At 53.0% G+C, this 19744-nt stretch carries 17 protein-coding genes; 3 read left to right on the forward strand and 14 right to left on the reverse strand.

Annotation, left to right across the window (positions count from 1 at the left end; translation table 11 throughout):
• Nucleotides 1–311: 311 nt before the first annotated feature.
• From F8562_RS05065 to F8562_RS05075, 3 genes are all read right to left on the reverse strand, one after another.
• Nucleotides 312–533 carry a hypothetical protein gene (locus tag F8562_RS05065; protein WP_004854727.1) on the reverse strand — a complete coding sequence of 74 codons (222 nt, stop codon included), beginning with the start codon at nucleotides 531–533 and terminating at the stop codon, nucleotides 312–314.
• 268 nt (nucleotides 534–801) lie between these two features.
• Complete coding sequence (locus F8562_RS05070; RefSeq protein WP_014227025.1) at nucleotides 802–3912, reverse strand: efflux RND transporter permease subunit; 3111 nt, start codon at nucleotides 3910–3912, stop codon at nucleotides 802–804.
• A 13-nt stretch (nucleotides 3913–3925) separates the two neighbouring features.
• Nucleotides 3926–5065, reverse strand: a complete 1140-nt coding sequence (locus F8562_RS05075; RefSeq protein ID WP_014839656.1) for an efflux RND transporter periplasmic adaptor subunit — start codon at nucleotides 5063–5065, stop codon at nucleotides 3926–3928.
• A gap of 378 nt (nucleotides 5066–5443) precedes the next feature.
• Here F8562_RS05075 and envR point away from each other — a divergent pair, with 378 nt between their 5' ends.
• A complete protein-coding gene (envR, locus tag F8562_RS05080; protein ID WP_004854718.1) occupies nucleotides 5444–6085 on the forward strand; it encodes an acrEF/envCD operon transcriptional regulator in 642 nt (213 codons plus the stop codon).
• 73 nt (nucleotides 6086–6158) lie between these two features.
• On the opposite strand, the gene fis is transcribed toward envR, so the two are convergent.
• The 11 genes from fis to F8562_RS05135 form a co-directional block, all read right to left on the reverse strand.
• Nucleotides 6159–6455 (reverse strand): DNA-binding transcriptional regulator Fis, encoded by a 297-nt coding sequence (gene fis / locus F8562_RS05085; RefSeq protein WP_000462905.1) that lies wholly within the window; start codon nucleotides 6453–6455, stop codon nucleotides 6159–6161.
• A 24-nt stretch (nucleotides 6456–6479) separates the two neighbouring features.
• Complete coding sequence (dusB, locus tag F8562_RS05090; RefSeq protein WP_014227023.1) at nucleotides 6480–7445, reverse strand: tRNA dihydrouridine synthase DusB; 966 nt, start codon at nucleotides 7443–7445, stop codon at nucleotides 6480–6482.
• Between the two features lie 328 nt (nucleotides 7446–7773).
• Nucleotides 7774–8514, reverse strand: coding sequence for a carbonic anhydrase (locus tag F8562_RS05095; RefSeq protein ID WP_014227022.1), 741 nt, complete (start codon nucleotides 8512–8514; stop codon nucleotides 7774–7776).
• 136 nt (nucleotides 8515–8650) lie between these two features.
• Nucleotides 8651–9532, reverse strand: coding sequence for a 50S ribosomal protein L11 methyltransferase (gene prmA / locus F8562_RS05100; protein ID WP_014227021.1), 882 nt, complete (start codon nucleotides 9530–9532; stop codon nucleotides 8651–8653).
• Nucleotides 9533–9543: 11 nt separating this feature from the next.
• Nucleotides 9544–10995 (reverse strand): sodium/pantothenate symporter, encoded by a 1452-nt coding sequence (gene panF, locus F8562_RS05105; RefSeq protein WP_014227020.1) that lies wholly within the window; start codon nucleotides 10993–10995, stop codon nucleotides 9544–9546.
• Nucleotides 10985–11227, reverse strand: coding sequence for a YhdT family protein (locus F8562_RS05110; RefSeq protein ID WP_004125848.1), 243 nt, complete (start codon nucleotides 11225–11227; stop codon nucleotides 10985–10987). Before F8562_RS05110 ends, panF begins: the two co-directional genes overlap by 11 nt.
• Nucleotides 11228–11337: 110 nt before the next feature.
• On the reverse strand, nucleotides 11338–12687 hold the full coding sequence (accC, locus tag F8562_RS05115; RefSeq protein ID WP_004125846.1) for an acetyl-CoA carboxylase biotin carboxylase subunit: 1350 nt from the start codon (nucleotides 12685–12687) through the stop codon (nucleotides 11338–11340).
• Between the two features lie 10 nt (nucleotides 12688–12697).
• A complete protein-coding gene (accB, locus tag F8562_RS05120; RefSeq protein ID WP_004125844.1) occupies nucleotides 12698–13171 on the reverse strand; it encodes an acetyl-CoA carboxylase biotin carboxyl carrier protein in 474 nt (157 codons plus the stop codon).
• Nucleotides 13172–13564: 393 nt separating this feature from the next.
• Nucleotides 13565–14164: a protein-methionine-sulfoxide reductase heme-binding subunit MsrQ gene (gene msrQ / locus F8562_RS05125; RefSeq protein WP_014839655.1), complete on the reverse strand. Its 600-nt coding sequence runs from the start codon at nucleotides 14162–14164 to the stop codon at nucleotides 13565–13567.
• Entirely contained in the window at nucleotides 14164–15165 is a 1002-nt protein-coding gene (msrP, locus tag F8562_RS05130; RefSeq protein ID WP_014227018.1) for a protein-methionine-sulfoxide reductase catalytic subunit MsrP, read from the reverse strand. Before msrP ends, msrQ begins: the two co-directional genes overlap by 1 nt.
• Before the next feature lie 77 nt (nucleotides 15166–15242).
• The gene (locus F8562_RS05135; RefSeq protein ID WP_014227017.1) at nucleotides 15243–16217 is read right to left on the reverse strand and encodes an MDR family oxidoreductase; all 975 of its coding nucleotides are present in this window, start codon (nucleotides 16215–16217) and stop codon (nucleotides 15243–15245) included.
• 237 nt (nucleotides 16218–16454) lie between these two features.
• On the opposite strand from F8562_RS05135, the gene csrD reads away from it, so the two are divergent.
• Nucleotides 16455–18395, forward strand: coding sequence for an RNase E specificity factor CsrD (gene csrD, locus F8562_RS05140; protein ID WP_014839654.1), 1941 nt, complete (start codon nucleotides 16455–16457; stop codon nucleotides 18393–18395).
• Between the two features lie 305 nt (nucleotides 18396–18700).
• Nucleotides 18701–19744 carry a rod shape-determining protein MreB gene (gene mreB, locus F8562_RS05145; protein WP_002918653.1) on the forward strand — a complete coding sequence of 348 codons (1044 nt, stop codon included), beginning with the start codon at nucleotides 18701–18703 and terminating at the stop codon, nucleotides 19742–19744.

Here is a 19744-nt window from a genome sequence, read left to right on the forward strand (position 1 = left end):
AACTCAGAAGTGAAACGCCGTAGCGCCGATGGTAGTGTGGGGTCTCCCCATGTGAGAGTAGGGCATTGCCAGGCATCAAATAAGTGAAAAGCCCATCCTGACGGATGGGCTTTTTGCGTTTATGCGGCTGAGAAAATATCCATTTATACCAGACCTGGCAATGACAATTTGCCCATTTGATCTTATCTAAAGGATCGTTTCCCGAGCTTCAGCTGCCGGTATTGCAGTTTAAGCATTGTGGAGCTTACCTTCGGGGAAAAGCAGTGCCGGAGCTCGCTCCGGCACCTGTCATGGCAGAGAAAAGAAAGGAATTAACGAGTCAACGCCACGATGCCGAGCGTCAGGCCAGCGACGGCAGCTGCGCCCCCGGCAATCGCGCCGGCGGTTTCCCAGTTATCCTGGGTCGTTCCTTTCATACAGGTATTGGTGTGCACTAATCTGCCTTCAGAATCATAGACCGGTACACACGGAGAGTCATGTGCACAGCCGGCGAGTAGCGTTGCCAGCAATGCCACTATAATAACTTTATTCATGATATTACCTCTAAATAATCCGCTTCGCTGTATTGGAGAACCCATACCTGCGCGGAACGGTTTATTTTATCATCAGCAATATGGGGTGCCGCTAGAGTAAATAATCTCAATTTATGAGTAACGTAAATATCATGAAGAAAACCAGAGAACTATGGGGAAATAATGTGTATTGGGTACCGCAGAAATAAATATATTTAATATCATCAGGATAGTTATCGAAACGCAGACGAAAAAAAGGCACCTGAAAGGTGCCTTTAGAAAAACATATTTACTCTGCGTGTTTCGTAAAGCGGCGTCTTACCACGACGAAGAAGACAGGAACAAAGAAGATCGCCAGTAATGTTGCCGTCAGCATTCCTCCCATAACGCCGGTACCGACCGCGTTTTGGGCGCCGCTGCCGGCTCCATGGCTAATAACCAGAGGCAGAACCCCGAGGATAAAGGCCAGCGAAGTCATCAGGATAGGGCGTAAACGCATACGCGATGCTTCAAGTGTGGCTTCGATAATTCCTTTGCCTTCTTTATCCATCAGGTCTTTCGCAAACTCCACGATAAGAATCGCGTTTTTCGCAGAGAGGCCGATAGTTGTTAATAAGCCCACCTGGAAATAAACGTCATTATTAAGCCCGCGTAACGATGCTGCCAGTAATGCACCAACTACCCCTAATGGAACGACGAGCATGACGGAGAAGGGAATAGACCAACTTTCATAAAGCGCCGCAAGACACAGAAAGACAACAATAAGTGAAATGGCATAGAGCGCGGGCGCCTGGTTACCGGATAAACGTTCTTGATAGGACATTCCTGTCCAGTCGTAACCAATACCGGCAGGAAGCTTGCTGGCTAACTGCTCCATTAAAATCATCGCATCGCCGGTACTTTTCCCCGGAGCAGCTTCACCCAAAACTTCCATAGAGGGTAAGCCATTATAGCGCTCCAGGCGCGGTGAACCATAAACCCAGCGTGAGGTGACAAAGGCGGAGAACGGAACCATTTCGCCATTCGCGCTGCGGACGTACATATTATTGATATCGCTCGGCAGCATACGGAATTTTGCATCGGCCTGAACGTAGACTTTTTTCACTCGTCCATGGTCAATAAAGTCGTTGACGTAGTAACCCCCTAGCGCCGCGGAAATGGTTTCATTGATATCGGATAGTGAAATACCCAGAGCCTGAGCTTTCTCCTGATCAACATCCAGCTTGAATTGCGGCGTGTCTTCGAGCCCGTTGGGGCGAACGCGTACCAACTGGTCAGGATGCTCTCTCACCATACCCAGAAGTTGATTACGGGCCAGGGTTAACGCGCTATGGCCAAGGTTACCCTGATCGATAAGCTCAAAGTCAAAACCGGTCGCCGTACCCAGTTCGATAATTGCCGGCAGATTGAAAGGAAAGACCATAGCATCTTTAATCTGACTGAAGGCAACGGTCGCACGTTTGATGATTGCCTCAACGCCATTCTCTGCGCCACTGCGTTCTTCCCATGGCTTCAGGCTGACAAACGCCATACCGGAGTTTTGACCCTGACCGCTAAAGCTAAAGCCGTTAACGGTAAAGACGCTTTCAACATTCGCCTTCTCTTTATGCAGATAGTAATCGGTAACCGTATCAAGAACCTTTTGCGTGCGTTCCTGCGTTGCGCCTGAAGGAAGCTGGATCATGGTCATAAATACCCCCTGATCCTCATCCGGCAAGAAGGAGGTGGGCAGGCGCATAAACAGGACGGCCATACCCACAACGATCAGCAAATAGATGATCAGGTAGCGTCCGGTACAGCGCAGAATCCCGCTGACGCTGTTAGTGTAGTGGTTCACGCTACGATCGAATTTCGCATTAAACCAGCCAAAAAATCCTTTTTTCTCATGATGATCGGCTGATGCGGGTTTCAGTAATGTGGCACAAAGCGCGGGGGTCAGGATCAGCGCGACCAGTACGGACAGCGCCATGGCGGAGACGATGGTGATAGAAAATTGCCGATAGATCGCCCCCGTAGAGCCGCCAAAGAAGGCCATCGGGACAAACACTGCCGATAGCACCATGGCAATGCCGACCAGCGCCCCCTGAATTTGCGACATTGATTTTTCCGTCGCTTCTTTGGGCGGAAGCTTCTCTTCTACCATGACGCGTTCGACGTTTTCCACCACCACGATAGCATCGTCGACCAGAAGGCCTATTGCCAGCACCATACCAAACATCGTTAGCGTATTGATGGAGTAACCGAACATTGCCAGTACGGCAAAGGTCCCGAGCAGGACGACCGGAACCGCAATGGTGGGGATCAGCGTGGCCCGGATATTCTGTAAGAACAGATACATCACCAGGAAGACGAGGATAATCGCTTCAAACAGCGTCTTCACAACCTCATGAATAGAGATTTTCACAAACGGCGTAGTGTCGTAGGGATAGACGACCTTCATCCCCTGCGGGAAGTACGGCTGCAGTTCGGCAAGCTTCGCTTTAATCGCGGCGGCGGTATCGAGGGCATTGGCGCCGGTAGCGAGCTTAATTCCCAGTCCTGAAGCCGGTTTTCCATTGATTTTTGCGACAACGTTGTAGTTTTCACCTCCCAGCTCAATACGGGCCACATCTTTCAGGTGCACCACTGAGCCATCCGCGTTCACGCGCAGAGTCACTTTGCCAAACTCTGCCGGATCCTTCAGTCGCGTCTGAGCAATAATGGATGCATTTAGCTGCTGGCCTTTAAGGGCCGGCGTACCGCCAAGCTGGCCTGCTGCAATCTGATCGTTCTGTACCTGCAGTTGGTTAATGACGTCGACAGGCGTGAGGTTGTACTTATTCAGGAGGTTACCGTCCAGCCAGACGCGCATGGCATACTGCGCGCCGAAGAGCTGTACATCGCCGACGCCGTTAAGGCGGCTGATGGTATCTTTGACGTTCGATGCAACGTAGTCGGATATATCATCCTGAGTAGTGCTCGTGTTATCGGAGATGAATCCGGCAACCATCAGGAAACTACTGCTTGATTTCTCGACGCTAATCCCCTGCTGCTGTACTTCCTGAGGAAGAAGCGGCGTCGCCAGCTGCAGTTTATTCTGCACCTGAACTTGCGCAATATCCGGATCCGTACCTGATTTAAAGGTCAGGGTGATGGTAACGCCGCCTGCGGAATCGCTGGTTGAGGACATGTACATCAGATTATCGATACCGTTCATGTTCTGTTCGATAACCTGAGTCACCGTATCCTGAACGGTTTGTGCGTCCGCACCTGGATAGGTTGCGGAGATGGCCACCGCTGGCGGCGCGATAGTCGGGTATTGTGCAATCGGTAGCTGCATAATTGCGAGGCCACCGGCAATCATCATGATGATCGCCAGCACCCAGGCGAAGACCGGTCGATGGATAAAAAACTTAGACATAGGGATTCGTACCTTATTGCGCGACGGACGTCGCGGTATCCTCTTCGGCCTTCACGGTGACGCCGGGACGTACTTTCTGCAGACCGCTGACGATAACCTTTTCACCGGCTTTCAGACCGCTCGTGATTAACCACTTATCGCCAATCGCCTGTGAGGCGGTGACGGCTCGCGTTTCCACCTGGTTTTTGTCATTAACGAGCATCACGCTGGCATCGCCGCGCGGCGTCCGGGTGACTCCCTGCTGAGGAACGAGAATGGCATTCGGTGAAACGCCCTCATCAATGCGGGCGCGAACAAACATCCCTGGCAGCAGAGCGTGCTGTGGGTTGGGGAAGATGGCGCGAAGCGTAATAGAGCCGGTGCTCTCATCTACCGTGACGTCAGAGAACTGCAGCGTGCCCTGAAGCGCATAAGGTTTTCCGTTTTCCATAATCAACTGCACGCTTTTGGTGTCACTGCCGTGCTGCAGGCTTTCCTGTTTCAGGCGCATGAAATCATTACTGGATTCAGTGACATCCACATAAATGGGATCGAGCTGCTGTACCGTCGCCATCGCATCAGCCTGACCATTTGTCACCAGGGCACCTTCGGTCACGCTGGATTTGCCGATGCGGCCGCTGATTGGCGACGTCACTTTTGTGTACGCCAGGTTAATACGCGCGCTTTCCACGGCTGCTTTTGCGGCGATAACGTCGGCATCGGCCTGGCGCGCGGTCGCCACCGCCTGATCGTATTCTTGCTGGCTGATATATTTTGTGCCGAGAAGAGGCGCGTAGCGTTTGACCGTTAAGTGGGCGATAGCCGCCGCGGCTTCTGCTTTTGCTTCATCACCTTTTGTACTGTTGTAAGCCGCCTGATAGGTCGCCGGATCGATTTGATAAAGAGACTGTCCAGCGGTGACATCGCTACCTTCGACAAAGTTACGTTGCAGGATAATCCCGCTGACCTGCGGGCGGACTTCCGCGACGCGGTAGGCAGATGTGCGGCCAGGTAGCTCCGTGGTGACGGACAGCGGCGCGCTGTGTACGACATAAACGGAGACCTGAGGTATCTGCGCATGCGGTTGCCGATCGCCTGAATTATCGCAACCGCTGAGCAGGATGGCCGGGATGATAAGGCTGGATAAAAGTGTAACCCTGACATGAGGTGTCATTGCTGTTCCTTATAGATTATGAGCCAGGCATGGCCACGAATCTGTGCAAGAAATAATGAATTAAAATGCGGTTTGTTATCCTACAAATAAAAAACGATGGATGTAAGACATAGTTATTTTTTAGCCATCAGCAAGGCACGTAAAAACAAAATATCAGGAATAATGTTTTTAGAATGAACTTAAATTAAAATTTGCTTACATTGATATTTAATATATGAATGTATTTATCTTAATTATTCTTGCGGTGTATTTATTGGAGAGCGTTTGAGATTTAACTCATCTGTATTTTTGCTAAACAATATTGATTGTCAGATGTTAGGTTTATAGGTATCCAGCGATTTCCCCACACTCTCAATCTGGCGTTGAGTGGAGCACCGTATGCCCAGAAGAACGAAAGAAGATGCGTTAAAGACGCGGCAGCTTCTGATTGAGTCTGCCATTCAGCAGTTTGCCTTACGTGGCGTGACCAGCACGACCTTAGCCGATATCGCTGATGCTGCTGGCGTGACGCGCGGAGCGGTGTACTGGCACTTTGCAAGCAAAGCTGAGCTATTTAATGAAATGTGGCAACAGCAGCTGCCGCTACGCGACCTGCTTCAGCATGAATTTAACCTTAAAGACGATCAGGATCCGCTCAGCACGCTACGAGAGAAATTTATTATTGGCTTACAATATATCGCTAATAATCCCCGTCAACGTGCCTTAATGCAAATTCTGTATCAGAAGTGTGAGTTTTCCAGCGACATGATGCCGGAAGCTGAGATTCGCAAGAGAATTGGTTTTAGCTATCCGATTATTCGCAGCATTTTGCAGCTCTGTATTCGTAACGGATTATTGCCAGCGGAAACCAATGTTGAAATTTCATTAATTGTATTACACAGCGCATTTACCGGTATTATTAAAAACTGGCTGGTGGAGCCCGGGCAATTCGATCTGTACCGCCAGGCACCCGCCCTGGTTGATAATATTATGTCGATCCTTTGCGGGGCTAACGGGCGGCAGACGATAGCCAGCCATTAAAATTCATGTAATAAAAAAGGCGCTTCCCCATGCCGAAGAGCGCCTTTTATATCAAACATTTAACTGATTAGTATCAGTTCATGCCGTATTTTTTCAATTTTTTACGCAGAGTACCACGGTTGATGCCCATCATCAGGGCAGCACGGGTCTGGTTACCGCGGGTGTATTGCATCACCATGTCCAACAGGGGCTGTTCTACTTCAGCCAGTACCAGCTCATACAGGTCATTAACATCCTGACCGTTCAGTTGAGCAAAATAGTTCTTCAGTGCCTGTTTAACCGAGTCACGCAGGGGCTTTTGAGTCACCTGATCCTGAGAGTTAACGGTAGAAACGGTCAGTACGTCAGAATTTACGCGTTGTTCGAACATAGTTCTGTCAGCTCTTTATTTCTATTACGCAAAATTTTCGAAGTATGCCTCCAACGCCTCCAGCTGTTCGCTGGAATCTTCTATGGCGTTGAATGTGCGCCGAAACTGGTCATCTGGAGCGTGTTCCTGCAGATACCAGGATACGTGTTTGCGTGCGATTCGGTACCCTTTTGCCTGGCCATAAAAGCCATGCAGTTCCCGAACGTGTGCACAAAGCAAGCGCTTAACCTCTGCCAACGGCAGCGGCGGCAGCAGCTCTCCAGTGTCCAGATAGTGCTGGATTTCCCGAAAGATCCAGGGTCTTCCCTGAGCTGCACGGCCTATCATAAGGGCATCTGCCCCCGTATAGTCGAGCACAGCTCTGGCTTTAAGCGGGTCAGTAATGTCACCATTCGCGATAACCGGAATGGAAACTTTCTGCTTAACTGCCCGAATACTGTCGTACTCAGCATCTCCGTTAAACAAACAGGCGCGCGTGCGTCCGTGAATAGTCAGAGCCTGAATGCCACATTCTTCAGCCAGTTGGGCAATTTCTACACAGTTACGGTGTTCCGGTTCCCAACCGGTGCGAATCTTGAGAGTTACGGGAACGTCCACTGCTTTGACGACCGCCGTCAGGATAGACTTCACCTGCTCGGGGTACTGCAAGAGGGCTGAACCTGCAAGCTTTCGATTCACTTTTTTAGCCGGGCACCCCATATTGATATCAATAATTTGGGCGCCGCTTTCCACGTTAATACGGGCGGCTGCAGCCATCTCTTCCGGTACGCTACCGGCGATTTGCACGGTACGAATACCGGGCTCATCAACGTGCACCATCCGTAAGCGTGACTTGTCGCTCTCCCAAACCTGCGGGTTGGAGGACATCATCTCGGATACGGTCAATCCTGCTCCCATCTCGTAACACAACGTGCGGAATGGTCTGTCAGTAATGCCAGCCATAGGCGCTGCGATGAGTCGATTCCTGAGCTGGTAGTGTCCGATGCGCATGAGTTAAGAAATGACCATACTGTGACTGCAAGGCGGCGTATATTACGCATTTTTTGCACGAGATGAAAGGCCAAACTTTGAGCAATCCTCTGCGGTGGATCAAAGAATCGCCTTGCAGGTCAGTGTGCATGAATAATTAGCTATATAAATCATTGCATTAAAAACATGTGATGAATTTATCTACACATATAATTTTGTCTAACTTCTCATTTTTTCTTCCCGACGCAGGGAACGGGCAAGATAATCTGCTGAAGAAATCAGCAAATTACCTTGGCTTTATGTGAGTTGGCTCTCATTTCAGAACATGATCGTGAAGCACAGCTGATGTTTATTCTATGACCACGCGACCATTCAGCGGCTGTACCGGACGATTGTTATCGTGATGCATAGCGTGGCTAAATTTTGCCAGCTGCGCTGATGAAAGTGTCAGGGGATGTTTAAGCACAATCCAGGTTACCCCCTCGGAGCAAGGCGGCGTGGTCAGGGAGCCGCTGAAACGCCAGTATGTCTTGTCTGCGGGAAGAAGGGCGTTGAGATCCATTTGGGTGACGATTTTAGCCGTCTGATCGGCTTTCTCGGGCATGGTGGCCCACAGTTTGTTCAGTTCGCTATTTTCCGCGCCCTGGTCGAACATCACCGCCACGACGGCAACGGCGCCTTGAGCGCTTTTATGTACCAGATGCATCTCCATCGCATAGTGCTTACCGTGAACGGTGTTTTCGCTCGGGGCATGAAAATGGAACTGCTGAAGGGTAAATGGCGTACCGTCAATCGTAACGGTATCCGCTGTTGTGGTCTTTAACCCCGCCTGGATAGTGTGACCATTGTTGATGAGCGTAATGGGGCCATCGATGTAGTGCGTATCCAGCGGTGAAAGGTGTGTCTTAAACGTGGTATCGATGTTGATAGGGGATTGATTCATACCATTTTGACAGGTTTTGTACTCCTCGTTGAGCGCCCCCCAGTGTTCCGGCGAACCTTCGCCTTCATAGCTCCAGTGGGAAGCGAAAACCGTCACGGGCATCATGCTTAACGCCAGTAATGCCGCCTTGCCTAAAGTTGTTTTCATATCATTCGTCCAATGAATAAATTTATGATTTTATTGGTAACTACAATACGTTACCGCATCATCTTATTCTCATTGAGCGAATGATTTTGTGCAGAAAGCGCGAAAAGCGGTGGCCTGCGATGAGGCCACAGGGAGATTACTTTTTATAACCGGTGATCCGGCACCACTCCTCTTTCTCCACGACGGGATCGAGGTTAAAGAGATCGGCGTACGCTTCACAAACGCTTTCCGCCTGGCTGGCAAGGATGCCGGAAAGCCCCAGCAGACCGCCTGTAACCGGCAGCACGCTGATAAGCGGAGCCAGTTCGCGTAATGGGCCGGCCAGAATGTTTGCGACCACCACATCGGCTTTCATCGCCTCTGGCTGATCTTTAGGCAGATACAGTTCCAGGCGTTCAGAAACCCCGTTACGCTCGGCATTATCGCGGCTGGCCTGAATGGCCTGCGGGTCGATATCAATACCGATAGCTTTCGCGGCGCCCAGCTTTAATGCCGCAATGGCCAGAATGCCTGAGCCACAGCCAAAATCGATAATCGTTTTGCCCGCGAGATCGAGGCCATCCAGCCACTGCAGGCACATCGCCGTGGTGGGATGCGTACCGGTACCAAACGCCAGGCCCGGGTCGAGCATCACGTTAACGGCGTTTTCATCCGGCACATCGCGCCAGCTCGGGCAGATCCACAGGCGTTTACCGAAGCACATAGGGTGGAAGTTATCCATCCATTCGCGCTCCCAGTCCTTGTCTTCCAGTTGTTCGATTTTATGCACGAAACCGGCGCCCAGCAGCGGATTCTGCTCCAGCATCGCAATCACTTCTTTCATATCGGTCTCGGCGTCAAACAGGCCGATAACGTCAGTATCGCCCCACAGACGGGTTTCGCCCGGCAGAGGTTCGAATACCGGCGTGTCGTGCGTATCCTGGAAAGTAATGGAAACGGAACCCGCTTCCATTAACGCATCGCTCAGCTCTTCCGCGTTCGCGCCGGTAGTGTTCAGTTTCAGTTGGATCCATGGCATGGCAAAACTCTTTATTTATCAGTAGTCAATACGGCGGCTTGCGGGGCGGAGGTACCGAACCGGTTTCCGACCAGGAAAGCCAATAAGCTTAACAGCAACGCGGGCACTATCGGATGGAAGCCCAGGTACTGCAGATTAAAAGTGGCGAGTATGGCATAGAGTACGCCGCCGACGATCATCGCGCTCAACGCCCCTTTCGCGTTCGCGCGTTCCCAGTACAGGCCCAGCACCAGCGGCCATAAGAACACGGCCTCCAGGCCGCCGAACGCCAGCAGGTTGAGCCAGATAATCATCTCAGGCGGACGCCAGGCTGCCAGCAGCAGTAAAGCGCCCAGCAGCAAGGTGATCGTTGCCGACATCCGCTTCAACCGGGCTTCATTTGTTATCTGCGCGGGGCGCAGATTCAGATACAGATCTTTAATGATCGTAGCGGAACTTTGCAGCAGCTGGGCGTTGATCGTCGACATAATGGCGGCCATCGGCGCGGCGAGGAAGATGCCGGCGGCAAAGGGCGGCAATACTTTCACCATGAGCGTCGGGATGACCAGATCCGGCACCGTTAGATCCGGGATCACCGCCCGGCCTAACGCACCCGCAAGATGCATCCCAAACATCAGGATCGCCACCACGATGGTGCCAATGATAATTCCCCGGTGCACCGCTTTGCTGTCTTTATAGGAGATACAGCGAACGGCGGTGTGCGGGAGGCCAATTACCCCGAAGCAGACCAGCACCCAGAAGGAGGTCATAAAGGTGGGGGAAAGAATGTCATCAGCCCCCTGCGGGGAAACCAGCTTAGGATCGATGGTTTGCAGGGTTTCTACCGCATTATGTAGCCCGCCCGCCGCATGAACGACGCCAACCAGCAGGACGATAGTGCCGACCAGCATCACCATTCCCTGGAGCGTGTCGTTGAGGACGCTGGCACGAAAACCGCCGAACGCGGTATAGAGCGCGATACTCACGCCAAAAATCAGCAGACCGGTTTCGTAGGGAATACCCGCCGCGGTTTCCAGCAACCGCGCCCCGCCGATGAACTGCACCGTCATTGCCCCGACAAACGCCACCAGAAGGCTCAGGCTCGCGAGCCAGACCAGCAGACGGCTTTGGTAGCGGGCAAAGAGCATATCGTTCAGGGTTACGGCATTATAGCGGCGCGCCAGAATGGCGAATTTCTTACCCAAAATCCCCAGAGAAAGCCAGATCGCCGGCAGTTGGATCATCGCCAGCAGCACCCAGCCGAGGCCATATTTATAGGCCGCGCCGGGGCCGCCTATAAACGAACTGGCGCTGATATAGGTAGCGGTAAGCGTCATGGCTAATACAATGCCGCCCATCGAGCGGCTGCCGAGGAAATATTCGTTCAGGAAGGAACCCGTTGTGCGCTTACGCATTGCATAGATGGAGAGAGCAAACACCACCAGCAGGTAGGCGATAAGCGGCAGTATGACTTCAAGCTGCATCGTCATCCTCCAGAGGAATATCGCGATAGATAACTTTTACCATCGCCCAGCACAGCAGAATAAACACCAGCGGTACCAGCAGGCAGGCCATTTCGAACCAGTGCGGCAGGCCGGTTAGGCCAATACCGACGCCCGGCAGATAGGCGGCAGCCAGCCAGGCCGCAAGATAGAGAAGGGTTAGCCACAGCGCCCAGCGCGCCTCTTTATGGGCCTGAACAAAGCGTTTGTCCATTTTTTGTCCCTTGAGGATAAAGAAAGCGGGGATTGTACCGCATGGAAAAGAGGAGAGGAGAGAAAAAGAAAAAAGGCCGGATTATCCGGCCTTTTGCAGCGATGGGAGAATTACTTCTCCTGCAATCCGAGTTTTTTCTCCAGATAGTGGATATTGGTGCCACCATTCTGGAAATGTTCGTCGTTCATGATGCGAATCTGCAGATCAACGTTGGTTTTGATGCCATCGATAATCAGCTCCTGCAGCGCATTTTTCATGCGGGCAATCGCGACATCACGGTTTTCGCCATAGCAGATCAGCTTACCGATCATTGAGTCATAGTACGGAGGCACGGTGTAGCCCGCGTAGATATGAGACTCCCAGCGCACGCCAAAACCGCCCGGCGCGTGGAAGCGGGTAATTTTACCCGGGCTCGGCAGGAAGGTGTTCGGGTCTTCGGCATTGATACGGCATTCCACCGCATGGCCTTTAACCACAACTTCTTCCTGCTTGATGGACAGCGGCTGGCCGGCTGCGATGCGCAGCTGCTCTTTAATCAGGTCGACGCCGGTGATCATTTCGGTTACCGGGTGTTCAACCTGAATACGGGTGTTCATTTCGATGAAATAGAACTCGCCGTTTTCGAACAGGAACTCAAAAGTACCCGCGCCGCGATAGCCGATATCGACGCACGCTTTGGAACAACGCTCGCCGATATAGCGACGCAGTTCCGGCGTAATGCCCGGTGCTGGCGCCTCTTCGACCACTTTCTGGTGACGACGCTGCATGGAGCAGTCGCGCTCAGCCAGATAGATAGCGTTACCCTGACCGTCAGCCAGTACCTGGATCTCGATGTGACGAGGATTCTCCAGGTATTTCTCCATATACACCATGTCGTTGTTAAACGCGGCTTTGGCTTCCGCTTTGGTCATGGAGATGGATTGCGCCAGCTCAGCATCGCTGCGCACAACGCGCATACCGCGACCGCCGCCGCCGCCGGAGGCTTTGATAATCACCGGGTAGCCAATGCGTTTTGCATGGGCGCGGTTAACGTCCATATCTTCGCCCAGCGGGCCATCAGAGCCTGGTACGGTCGGAACGCCCGCTTTCTTCATCGCGGTGATTGCAGACACTTTGTCGCCCATCAGGCGGATTGTGTCAGCTTTCGGACCGATAAAGATAAAGCCGGAACGCTCAACCTGCTCAGCGAAGTTTGCGTTTTCGGACAAAAATCCGTAACCCGGGTGAATAGCCACCGCGCCGGTGATTTCAGCAGCGCTGATAATCGCCGGGATATTGAGGTAGCTTTTTACGGACGGAGCCGGGCCAATACAGACCGTCTCATCCGCTAACAATACGTGTTTTAAATCGCGATCCGCCGTTGAGTGCACAGCAACGGTCTTGATGCCCAGTTCTTTACAGGCACGCAGGATACGCAATGCAATCTCGCCGCGGTTGGCGATAACAATTTTATCCAGCATGTTCGCCTCGTTATTCGATGACGACCAGTGGCTCGTCAAATTCTACCGGTTGACCACTTTCGACCAGAATGGCTTTCACCACGCCGGATTTATCGGCTTCGATCTGGTTCATCATTTTCATGGCTTCAACGATGCACAGGGTATCGCCCGCGTTAACTTTCTGACCGATTTCGATGAAGGCTTTCGCGTCCGGGCTCGGGGTGCGGTAGAAAGTACCAACCATTGGGGAACGTACGATGTGGCCACTGATTTCCGCTGCCGCAGGGGCTTCCATTGCTGGCGTTGCCGCAGAGGCGACTGCGTTAGACAGCGCTGGCTGTTGCTGCATCATCGGTGCGGCGTAAGCCTGTTGCATCACCGGGAAACCTGCGTTTGGCGCGGCACGGCTGATGCGTACAGACTCTTCGCCTTCAGAAATTTCCAGTTCGGAGATGCCTGATTCTTCAACCAGCTCGATCAGTTTTTTAATCTTACGAATATCCATGAGTGGGTTCCGTACTCTTTGTTTAGTGTGATTGTGACAGGCGTGTTAGCACCGTCTGTAAAGCATATGAATTACTGCTGTTGCAAGACGCCGCGCTTCTTCAGAAGCCGACAGGTTAAGCCTCCGATGCTCGAAAGCAAAAAGCGAAACTTATCGGCCAATATGCGGCTATCTTCTGCCATTCTCGGGTAAAAAACAAAATATACCTTCGATGCGCGATTGTCACCTTTTCGGGACTCAAAAAGCCCGTCAGGAAAACCAAAGTCGCACATTATAACGATTTCGTAGCATTTGGCAGCTAAATACTGGTCTTATCAGGGAAGATTATCAACCGCTATCGTGTAAAGAGTGGCGGTTGATAAAAGAACTGCGGGAAACTGCACATATCCGGAATTAGCGCCACCACTGGCGGAACTTCTTGTATCGCCATGCTAAAAGCAGGATCGCCAGCAGCGCATAAATTAGCGGTTGGGGGGATAAAATCTTCACCGACCATAGGTAGTGAATGGGGGCGAGGATCGCGACAACATAGACGAAGTTATGCAATGTTTGCCAGCGACGACCCAATCTTCGCTGCATCACTTGCGTTGACGTCGCCGCCAGCGCCAGCAGAATCAGCCAGCTGATTAACCCCAGCGTCAGATAAGGGCGGGTGAGGACTTCTGTACCCAATAGCGCCAGATTGTTAATCCCAAGTTCGAGCAGCGTATAGCTGGTCAAATGCAGCGTAGCCCAGGCAAAGCACCATAAACCAAGTAAGCGCCGGGTGCGTATCAATAACGGCTGTTTAGCGTAGCGCGCCAGCGGCGAAACAAGCAAGGTAGCCAGCAGGAATTTAAGAGCCATCCTACCGGTAAAGTGCTGGATATCCTTTGCCGGGTCGGCGCTGAAATACCCCTGATGTCCGGCCCAGAAGAGCCAGACAAAAGGCAAAAATCCGGCCAGATGGAGAAGCACTTTCAGCCAGGTAATCTGCTTTACAGTCAGGCGCACTAGTAATTCTCCCGCAAATTCAGGCCCCGGTAGAGCGATGCTACTTCGTCAGCATAGCCGTTAAAGAGCAGTGTTGGCTGGCGTTTGACGTCGAGTACGCCGCCTGCGCCGATAAAGCGTTCAGTTGCCTGCGACCAGCGGGGGTGATCGACATGCGGATTGACGTTGGCGTAGAAGCCATACTCCTCAGGTCCGGCGAGGTTCCAGGTCGTGGGGGGACGTTCACGCGTCAGTTCGATACTGACGATAGACTTAATCCCTTTGAAACCGTACTTCCAGGGCACGGTGAGTCGGACCGGCGCACCGTTTTGCGGAGGCAGCGCTTTGCCATACACGCCTACGCTGAGCAGCGTCAGAGGATGCATGGCCTCGTCGAGCCGCAGCCCTTCGACATAGGGATACGCCAGCCCGCCGCCGATAAAACGGTCTTTTTGGCCCGGCATCTGCTCAGGCGCATAAAGCGTTTTAAACGCGACGTAGCGCGCATTGCTGGTGGGCTCGACCAGCGATAACAATTTATGCAGCGGGAAGCCGACCCAGGGAATCACCATCGACCAGGCTTCGACGCAGCGCATCCGGTAAATTCGCTCTTCCAGCGGAAATCGGCTGGTCAGGTCGTCATGATCGAGCGTAAGGGGTTTTGCCACTTCGCCGCCAATCGTCAGCGTCCAGGGGTCAGTGCGCAGGCTTCCGGCATTGGCCGCCGGATCGGCTTTATCCAGGCCGAACTCATAAAAGTTGTTGTAGCCTGATACCTTATCTTCCGGCGTGAGCGTGAGAGTGTTTTGCCATTGCGCCGGTTTATCGAACGTCAGCGCTTTACCTGCCGGCGCCGGCGGGCGGTCGTTGCCTTTAAACCAATCCAGCAGGTCAGCTTGCGCGGAGGGTGAGAGGGAAAGGGCGGTGGCGCTAATTCCCAACATTTTCAGGATCTGGCGACGCTGCAGCATAAAAACGGATTCTGCCGTTACGTCGGCTTCCGTCAGTTTTTTGGATTTCATGGCATCCTCCGTCGTGCGTTTTTCTTAGCATGACGGAGGCGGAGCGTTATTGCGAATATGTCACGAAAAATTGCAGATTAGGCGATTTTAACCAGCGTGCGCCCCTGAATCTTATTGGTCATGATCTTATCGGCAAATTCAGGGGCTTCGGCGAGGGAGATTTCCGTCGCGCTTTGCGCATAGAAGGATTCCGGCAGATCGCGCACCAGACGCTGCCAGGCCTCGGCCCGGCGCGCGGCTGGCGTCATTACCGAATCAACGCCCTGCAGGCGCACGTTACGCAGAATAAACGGCATCACGGTCGTGGGCAGGGCAAAGCCGCCTGCCAGACCGCAGGCCGCCACGCAGCCGCCGTAGTTCATCTGCGCCAGCACTTTTGCCAGCACCTTATCGCCAACGGTATCAACGGCACCGGCCCACAGCTGTTTTTCCAGCGGGCGGGTTTCGGCGAACTCATCGCGGCTAAGAATGCGCTGCGCGCCGAGGCTTTTAAGATATTCATGGGTGCTTTCGCGCCCGGAAACCGCCGCCACCTTGTACCCGAGATGATGCAGCAAAGCGACCGCGGTGCTGCCGACGCCGCCGCTGGCCCCGGTGACCACGACTTCGCCATCTTCCGGACGAACCCCGGCGTCTTCCAGCGCCATCACGCACAGCATCGCGGTGAAACCAGCGGTCCCAATGACCATGGCTTTACGACCATCCAGGCCTTGCGGCATCGCCACCAGCCAGTCGCCTTTAACGCGAGCGCGCTCCGCCAGTCCGCCCCAGTGGTTTTCCCCCACGCCCCATCCGGTCAGCAGGACTTGCTGGCCGGCGTGGAAACGCGGATCCTCGCTGCTGTGGACAAAACCGGCAAAATCGATGCCAGGAATCATCGGAAAGTTGCGGATAATTTTTCCTTTACCAGTGATGGCCAGCGCATCTTTATAGTTAAGGCTGGACCAGTGGATATCCACTGTCACATCCCCCTGCGGCAGCTGGCTGGCGTCAATGGTTTGCACCGAAGAGAGAGTTTTGCCATCCTGCTGTTCTAAGATTAAAGCCTGCATGCGCCGGTCCTCATAGGTTGGATGATTGGAATAGGTTGGATGATTGGAAAATTTTTTCTGCAGACTATACTCGCTAACGGCATTATTACACCGATGTAACGCAATAAATTGCCAGATGCGCCAGCTTTGATAGTATGCGTCGCTCTTTAGAAAGTTAGTGCTTACTTTAGTTTAGGCGCCAGCACAGGAGCCCGGACGTTTATCGGGTAGTCATTCACACGCGGAGTTAACACAGGGATGCGATTAACGACGAAATTCTCAGCGTTTGTCACGTTACTCACCAGCCTGACGATCTTTGTCACGCTGATTGGCGCTTCGCTGAGTTTTTACAACGGCATTCAGCTAAAAATGACCAACCGCGTTCAGGCGGTGGCGACCATGCTGGATAACCGTCTGGTCTCTATGTCTTTTGACCAGATTGAACCGCAGATGGATGAGCTGATGACGCCGATCGACGCGGCGCGCGTTGACTTTCAGCTGAATGGCAAATCGGTCTATAGCCATTCCCGCACCGATAACTATCGTCCTTTAGGTAGCAGCAATCAGTTTCGCGATATCACGGTACCGTCGCTCAAGCAGCCCGGTATGGCAATCCATCTGGTGTACCTGGATCCGATGGCCAATTACTTCCGTTCACTGCACATCACCGCGCCGCTCTCCATCGCCATTGGTTTTATGGTGCTGATTATCTTTTTTTCCGTGCGCTGGATCCGTCGCCAGCTGGCGGGCCAGGAGCTACTGGAACTCCGCACTGCGCGTATTCTTAATGGCGAACGCGGACCGCAGGTGCGAGGGTCGGTACACGAGTGGCCGGCGAATACCAGTAGCGCGCTGGATATGCTGCTATCCGAACTTCAGTTCGCCAGCGATCAGCGAAGCCGCATGGATACCCTGATCCGTTCCTATGTCGCGCAGGATTCAAAAACCGGGCTGAGTAACCGATTATTTTTTGATAATCAGCTGTCGACGCTGCTTGAAGATCAGGAGAAAGTGGGGTCATACGGCATCGTAATGATGATCCGCCTGCCGGATTTCGACCTGCTGCGCGATAACTGGGGACGCGCAGCGACCGAAGAGCACTACTTTACGCTGATCAACATGCTTTCCACTTTTATTATGCGCTACCCTGGCGCACTGCTGGCTCGCTACCACCGCAGCGATTTTGCCGTTCTGCTTCCGCATCGCACGTTGAAAGAGGCGGACAGCATTGCCGGGTTACTCCTGAAAGCCATGGATGCCCTGCCGCCGACGCGAATTCTCGATCGTGACGATATGATGCATATCGGGATCTGCGCTTTCCGCAGCGGACAAACGGCGGCCCAGGTAATGGAGCATGCGGAAGCGGCCACGCGTAATGCGGTGCTGCAGGGCAGCAACAGCTGGGCCGTCTATGACGATTCTCTGCCGGAGAAAGGGCGTGGCAACGTGCGCTGGCGTACGCTTATCGAGCAAATGCTTAGCCGCGGCGGCCCGCGACTTTACCAGAAACCCGCCGTCACTCGTGATGGTCGCGTACATCATCGTGAGCTAATGTGCCGTCTTTATGATGGTAAGGAAGAGGTGATTGCGGCCGAATATATGCCGATGGTGCTGCAGTTTGGCCTGGCGGAGGAGTATGACCGTTTGCAAATTACGCGATTGCTGCCGTTTTTAGGCTTTTGGCCGGAAGAAAACCTCGCGCTGCAGGTGACGGTCGAGTCCTTGATCCGCCCTCGATTCCAGCGCTGGCTGCGCGATACTTTGATGCAATGCGAAAAATCGCACCGTCGACGTATTATTTTTGAACTTGCAGAGGCGGACGTTTGTCAATATATCGGCCGCCTGCAGCCGGTTATGCGGTTGGTTAACGCTTTAGGTATTCGAATTGCCGTGGTTCAGGCCGGTTTGACGCTGGTTGGAACCAGCTGGATCAAGCAGCTCGATGTTGAAGTAATTAAGCTGCATTCGGGGTTATCGCGCAATATAGAAAAACGCAGTGAAAATCAGCTGCTGGTGCAGAGCCTGGTAGAAGCCTGTAAAGGAATGCCGGTTCAGGTTTTCGCAACCGGCGTGCTCAGCCGAAGCGAGTGGCAGGTGCTGTCTCAATGCGGTGTTACCGGTGGTCAGGGGGAATTTTTTGCCGCCTCACAGCAACTTGACACAAATGTGAAAAAATATTCGCAAAGATACTCTGTTTGATCTGCCGTTTAGCGTGATTTCACGTAGAATAATGCGCGCCATAGTGATGGGGGTGTGCTTGTCTACCTGCCGGATTGTCGCAATGTAAATGCCAGTGAATGACCTTTGACAGGTTGCAGATTCAAGCGCGGAGCGCTGCTGAAGATTTCTGCGTTGGACGGACTCAGTCAAATTTGTAACAAAGGTAACGAACTGCACTAATTTTCACCGCAGCAGATGATTTTTGCGCCTTGTCGCTGCTGCGCGTGGTTGGTAAAGTAAGCGGATTTTGTTTTCCGCCCCAGCTTTCAGGATTATCCCTTAGTATGTTAAAAAAATTTCGTGGCATGTTTTCCAATGACCTGTCCATTGACCTGGGTACCGCGAATACCCTGATTTATGTAAAAGGACAAGGCATCGTATTGAATGAGCCTTCCGTTGTGGCCATTCGTCAGGATCGTGCCGGATCGCCGAAAAGCGTCGCCGCTGTGGGTCATGAAGCGAAGCAGATGCTTGGGCGTACACCGGGCAACATTGCAGCTATTCGCCCAATGAAAGACGGCGTTATCGCCGACTTCTTCGTTACCGAAAAAATGCTCCAGCACTTTATTAAACAGGTGCACAGCAATAGCTTTATGCGTCCGAGCCCGCGCGTGCTGGTCTGCGTGCCGGTTGGTGCGACTCAGGTTGAACGTCGCGCGATTCGTGAGTCCGCACAGGGCGCTGGCGCCCGTGAAGTCTTCCTGATTGAAGAGCCGATGGCGGCTGCGATCGGCGCAGGCCTGCCGGTCTCCGAAGCAACCGGTTCAATGGTTGTGGACATCGGCGGCGGTACTACTGAAGTGGCGGTCATCTCCCTTAACGGCGTGGTTTACTCCTCTTCTGTCCGTATTGGCGGCGACCGTTTTGACGAAGCCGTCATTAATTATGTCCGTCGTAACTATGGCTCCCTGATCGGCGAAGCGACCGCAGAACGCATTAAGCATGAAATCGGCTCCGCTTATCCGGGTGATGAAGTCCGCGAAATCGAAGTTCGCGGGCGTAACCTTGCTGAAGGCGTTCCGCGCGGCTTTACTCTGAACTCCAATGAAATCCTCGAAGCGCTGCAGGAACCGTTGACCGGTATCGTCAGCGCGGTGATGGTCGCGCTGGAACAGTGCCCACCGGAGCTGGCTTCCGATATCTCCGAACGCGGGATGGTTCTGACCGGCGGCGGTGCTCTGCTACGCAACCTTGACCGTCTGTTAATGGAAGAGACAGGAATCCCTGTCGTAGTTGCAGAAGATCCACTGACCTGCGTCGCTCGTGGCGGCGGTAAGGCACTGGAAATGATCGATATGCACGGCGGCGACTTGTTCAGCGAAGAGTAG

It is taken from the genome of Klebsiella sp. RCJ4 (assembly GCF_009025755.1).
In the GTDB taxonomy this organism is placed as follows: Bacteria; Pseudomonadota; Gammaproteobacteria; order Enterobacterales; family Enterobacteriaceae; genus Klebsiella; species Klebsiella michiganensis.